The following is a 4,535-nucleotide window of genomic DNA, read 5'->3' on the forward strand; positions in this document are numbered from 1 at the left end:
GGGCGGGGGCGTTGGCGCCGGCGGGGAGGCGGCGGGCGGCGTCCGGGTCGCCGTAGAGGTGCCAGCGGAGGAAGTCGGTGGTGGTGGCGAGGACCTGGGCGAAGCCCGGCCGGCCCGGGGTCAGGTACTCGCCGTGGCCCTGCCCGAGCACGCTCAGGAAGGCGGCCGGGCCGCCGGCGCGCCGGTAGGCCGCCCGACCGACCGCCAGCGGCACCACCGGGTCGGCGGTGCCGTGCACGAAGAGCACCGGTGCGGCCGGCGCGGCGAAGCTCCCGGCCATCCCGCCGCCGGCGATCACGATGCCCGCCCGCAGCCGGGGGGACCGCCCCGAGGTGAACATCCCGGCGGTGGTGAACCCGCCCGCCGAGTGGCCGGCCGCGGCGAACCGGGTGACGTCCAGGTGGCCGGCGAGCGGGTCACCGGGTCGGGTGTCGAGGCGGACCAGGTGCCGGATCACCCGCCACCCGTCGGCCGGCTGGTGCCGTACGTCGGCCCGGTCGAACCGGCGCGCGCCGCGCCGGGTGTGCGGGTACGCCGGTGCGGCCACCACGAAGCCGGCGGCGGCCCACCGGGTGGTCAACCCGGCGTGCAGGTGCGGCAGGCTGTCCAGGCCGTGGCTGTAGAGCACCACCGGGAACCGACCCGCGGCCACCGCGTTCCCGTCCGCCGGATACCAGAGGGTGACCGGCAGCGGGCGCGCGGAGGCCGCGTCGACGGTGAGCGTACGCACGCCGACGGCGTACGCCCCGGCGGGCGCCCGGCGGGCCGGTTCCGGCGTACCGGGCGCGGCGGTGGCCGTCCCGCAGCCGGCCAGCAGCGCCGTCAGCAGCGCGGCGACCAGCCGCTTGACCCCCACGGTTCCACGGTAGGTGTCGGAGCGCCCGCGCGGCCCCGCCGTCCGGACCGGCTCCGCACACCACCCGGTCGCCAGTCGGTCCCCCGGCCGGCCCGACCTGACCCGGGCCGGCGCGCGCGGGGCGGTGCGCCGGGACCGGCTTGGCTAGGGTCACCGGCATGGCTGAGAACTACACCGACCCGAGCGGCAACACCGAGGCGTTCCGCGCCTTCGCCAACACCCCGGAGGCCGAGGCGCCGGCCGCCGCGTCCCGGACGCCGCTGCTGGTCGGCGCGGCGGTGGTCGCGGTCGTGCTGGTGGTCCTGGTCGCCTGGCTCGCCCTGGGCTGACCGCCCGCCACCGCCTGCGCCGAGCGACGACAGCCCGGCCCGGGCACGACCGGCCGCCCGCCCTGCCCGGCGGCGGGTGGTCAGCGCGCGGTGGCGGCCAGTTCGCGGGCGGTGCGGGCGATCTCGCGCTCCTCGTCGGTGCCGATCACGCAGACGGCCACCTCGGCGCCCGCCGGCGAGATGACCCGGTCGCCGTTGCCGGCGTTGCGCTCCGGGTCGACGACGATGCCGAGCCGATCCAGGCCGGCCAGCGCCGCCGCGCGGACCGGGGCGGCGTGCTCGCCCACTCCGGCGGTGAAGGTGATCGCGTCCACCCGGCCGAGCAGGGCGTAGTACGCGCCGACGTACCCGGTGATCCGGCGGCAGTAGACGTCGAAGGCGAGCGCGGCGGCGGGGTCGCCGGCCGCCCGCCGCTGGAGCACCTCGCGCATGTCGTTGGCACCGGTCAGGCCGAGCAGGCCGCTGCGGTGGTTGAGCAGGTCGTCGATCTCGTCAACGGAGAGCCCGCCCTCGCGGCGCAGGTGGAAGATCACCGCCGGGTCCAGGTCGCCGCTGCGGGTGCCCATCACCAGCCCCTGCAACGGTGACATTCCCATCGAGGTGGCCACGCTGCGCCCGCCGGCCACCGCGCACGCGCTGGCCCCGTTGCCCAGGTGCAGGGTGATCGTGTTCAGCTCGTGGTACGGGCGGTCCAGCAGCTCGGCGGTGCGGCGGGAGACGTACGCGTGCGAGGTGCCGTGGAAGCCGTACCGCCGGATGCCGTACCGCTGCGCGGTGTCCCGGTCGATCGCGTAGACCTCGGCGGCCTCCGGCATCGTGTGGTGGAACGCGGTGTCGAAGACGCCGACCTGCGGGACGTCCGGCAGGGCGGCCCGGGCGACCTCGATGCCGGCCAGGTTCGCCGGGTTGTGCAGCGGGGCGAGCGGGACCAGGTCGCGGATGGCGGCCAGCACCGCGTCGTCGATCAGGACCGGCTCGGTGAACCGCCGGCCACCGTGCACCACCCGGTGCCCGACGGCGACCAGCCCGGCCAGGTCGAGCCGGCCGAGGATGTCGCGCACGGCGGTCTCGTGGTCGGCCGGCCCGCCGCCGGGCTCGCCGATCCGCTCCACGGTGCCCTTGTCGCGTATCTCGTCACCGTCGTAGAGCCGGTACTTGACCGACGACGACCCGCAGTTCAGGACGAGGACCCGGCTCATGCCGGCACCACCGAGTCGAGCCTGATGATCCGCTCGCTCATGCGACCTCCGCGCTGGCCTGGATGGCGGTGATCGCCACCGTGTTGACGATGTCCGGCACGGTCGCGCCGCGGGACAGGTCGTTGACCGGCCGGCGCAGGCCCTGCATCACCGGCCCGACGGCTACCGCGCCGGCCGAGCGCTGCACCGCCTTGTACGTGTTGTTGCCGGTGTTCAGGTCCGGGAAGATGAAGACCGTCGCCCGGCCGGCGACCTCGCTGCCGGGCAGCTTCGTCGCCGCCACCGCCGGGTCGATCGCCGCGTCGTACTGGATCGGCCCCTCCACCAGCAGGTCCGGGCGGCTTTCGCGGACCAGCTTGGTGGCCGCCGCGACCTTCTCCACGTCCTCGCCCGCGCCGGAGGTGCCGGTGGAGTAGGAGAGCATGGCGACCCGGGGCTCGATGCCGAACCGGGCGGCGGTGTCGGCGGACGAGATCGCGATGTCGGCGAGCTGGCCGGCGTCGGGGTCGCGGTTGACCGCGCAGTCGCCGTAGACCAGCACCCGGTCGGCGAGCAGCATGAAGAAGACGCTGGACGCGACCGAGACGCCCGGCACGGTGCGGATGATCTCGAACGCCGGGCGGATGGTGGCGGCGGTGGTGTGCGTCGCCCCGGAGACCATGCCGTCGGCGTGCCCGGTCTGCACCATCAGCGTGCCGAAGTAGTTCGGCTGGGCCACGATGTCGTGCGCCAGCTCGGCGGTGACGCCGCGGTGGGCGCGCAGCTTCGCGTACTCGACGGCGAACTCGTCGCGCCACTCGCTGGTCACCGGGTCGACCACCCGCGCCCCGCCGATGTCGATGCCCAGCTCCCGGGTGCGCCGGGCGATGTCGTCGGGGCGGCCGAGCAGGGTCAGGTCGGCGACGTTGCGGCGTAGCAGGATCTCCGCGGCGCGCAGGATGCGCTCCTCCGCCCCCTCCGGCAGCACCACGTGCCGGCGCTGCGTCCGGGCCCGGTCGATCAGGTCGTACTCGAACATCAGCGGGGTGACCCGGGCGGACCGGCTGACCCGCAGCCGGCGGGACAGGTCGTCGGTGTCCACGCAGCGCTCGAAGGCGCCGAGCGCGGCCTCCACCTTGCGCGGGTTGCCGGCGCTCAGCCGGCCCTCGATCCGGCTGGACGCGGCCACCGTGTCGTAGCTGTCACTGGTCACCGAGAGCACGGCGAGCCCGGTGTTCAGTCCCTCGAACAGCCGCATCGCCCGCGGGTCGGGCTGCTCGCCGAGGGTGAGCACCAGTCCGGCCACCGACACCTGCCCGGCCACGTGCGCGGCGCTCGCGGCCACCAGCAGGTCGTCCCGGTCTCCGGGGGTGATCACCAGGGCGCCGTCGGTGAGGTGGTCCAGCAGGGTGGGCACGTGCGCCGCGCCCACCACGTAGTCGAGCACGTCCCGGCCGAGCGCGGCGTCGTCCCCGGCGAGCAGGGTGGCGCCGAGCGCCGCCGCCACCTCGGCCACCGTCGGCGCCGACACGCTGGGCACCTCCGGGATGGCGTACGCGGGAACCGGCAGCTCGGGCAGGGGCATCGGCTCGGGCACCCGGTTGGCGATCACCGCCAGCACGGTGGCGCCCAGGTCCGCCAGGTCGTGGTACGCCCCGCGCACCGCGGCCGCGATGGCCGCCGGCTCCTGCCCGAAGCCGTCCACCACCGGCACCACGACGCTGCCGAACTCGGTCGCCAGCCGGGCGTTGAAGGCCAGCTCGCGGGGGCCGGCGCCGTCACCGCCGTCGGCGAAGTCGCTGCCCACCACGACCACCGCCGGGCACCGGCGTTCCACCGCCCGGTAGCGCTCCACGATCCGGGAGATCAGCTCTTCCCGCCGCCCGTCGGCGACCAGGGCGGTCGCCTCGGCGTACGTGGTGCCGGACAGGTCGGCCAGCGGGGGCTCGATCCGGTAGCGCTCGCTGAGCAGGGCGAGGATGGGATCGGGACCGGTGCCGCCGACCAACGGCCGGAACGCGCCGATCCGCTCGACCTGCCGGGAGAGCAGTTCGGCCAGCCCGAGAGCGATGGTCGACTTGCCTCCACCGGAACCCACGCTGGTGACGTACACACTCCGGGCCACGTCACCACCCTAGAAGATCACGCCGCCGCCCGCCCGGGTCCTTCGCC

4 protein-coding genes are annotated in these 4,535 nt (G+C 75.6%); 1 reads left to right on the top strand and 3 read right to left on the bottom strand.

Features of this window, described 5'->3' with window-relative positions; translation table 11 throughout:
- On the bottom strand, positions 1 to 856 hold an 856-nt coding region (locus DLJ47_RS33635), incomplete at its 3' end, for an alpha/beta hydrolase family protein (protein WP_109906186.1).
- A 158-nt stretch (positions 857 to 1,014) separates the two neighbouring features.
- Between DLJ47_RS33635 and DLJ47_RS36520 the strand changes: the two genes are divergently transcribed.
- Positions 1,015 to 1,185: a hypothetical protein gene (locus DLJ47_RS36520; protein WP_172899270.1), complete on the top strand. Its 171-nt coding sequence runs from the start codon at positions 1,015 to 1,017 to the stop codon at positions 1,183 to 1,185.
- Positions 1,186 to 1,265: 80 nt separating this feature from the next.
- On the opposite strand, the gene DLJ47_RS33640 is transcribed toward DLJ47_RS36520, so the two are convergent.
- Both DLJ47_RS33640 and pta read right to left on the bottom strand, forming a co-directional pair.
- Positions 1,266 to 2,384 carry an acetate/propionate family kinase gene (locus tag DLJ47_RS33640; protein ID WP_109906188.1) on the bottom strand — a complete coding sequence of 373 codons (1,119 nt, stop codon included), beginning with the start codon at positions 2,382 to 2,384 and terminating at the stop codon, positions 1,266 to 1,268.
- 37 nt (positions 2,385 to 2,421) lie between these two features.
- Positions 2,422 to 4,488, bottom strand: coding sequence for a phosphate acetyltransferase (gene pta, locus DLJ47_RS33645; protein WP_109906190.1), 2,067 nt, complete (start codon positions 4,486 to 4,488; stop codon positions 2,422 to 2,424).
- Between the last annotated feature and the right edge of the window lie 47 nt (positions 4,489 to 4,535).

This window comes from Micromonospora sp. S4605 (assembly GCF_003176715.1).
Taxonomy (GTDB): Bacteria; Actinomycetota; Actinomycetes; order Mycobacteriales; family Micromonosporaceae; genus Micromonospora; species Micromonospora echinaurantiaca.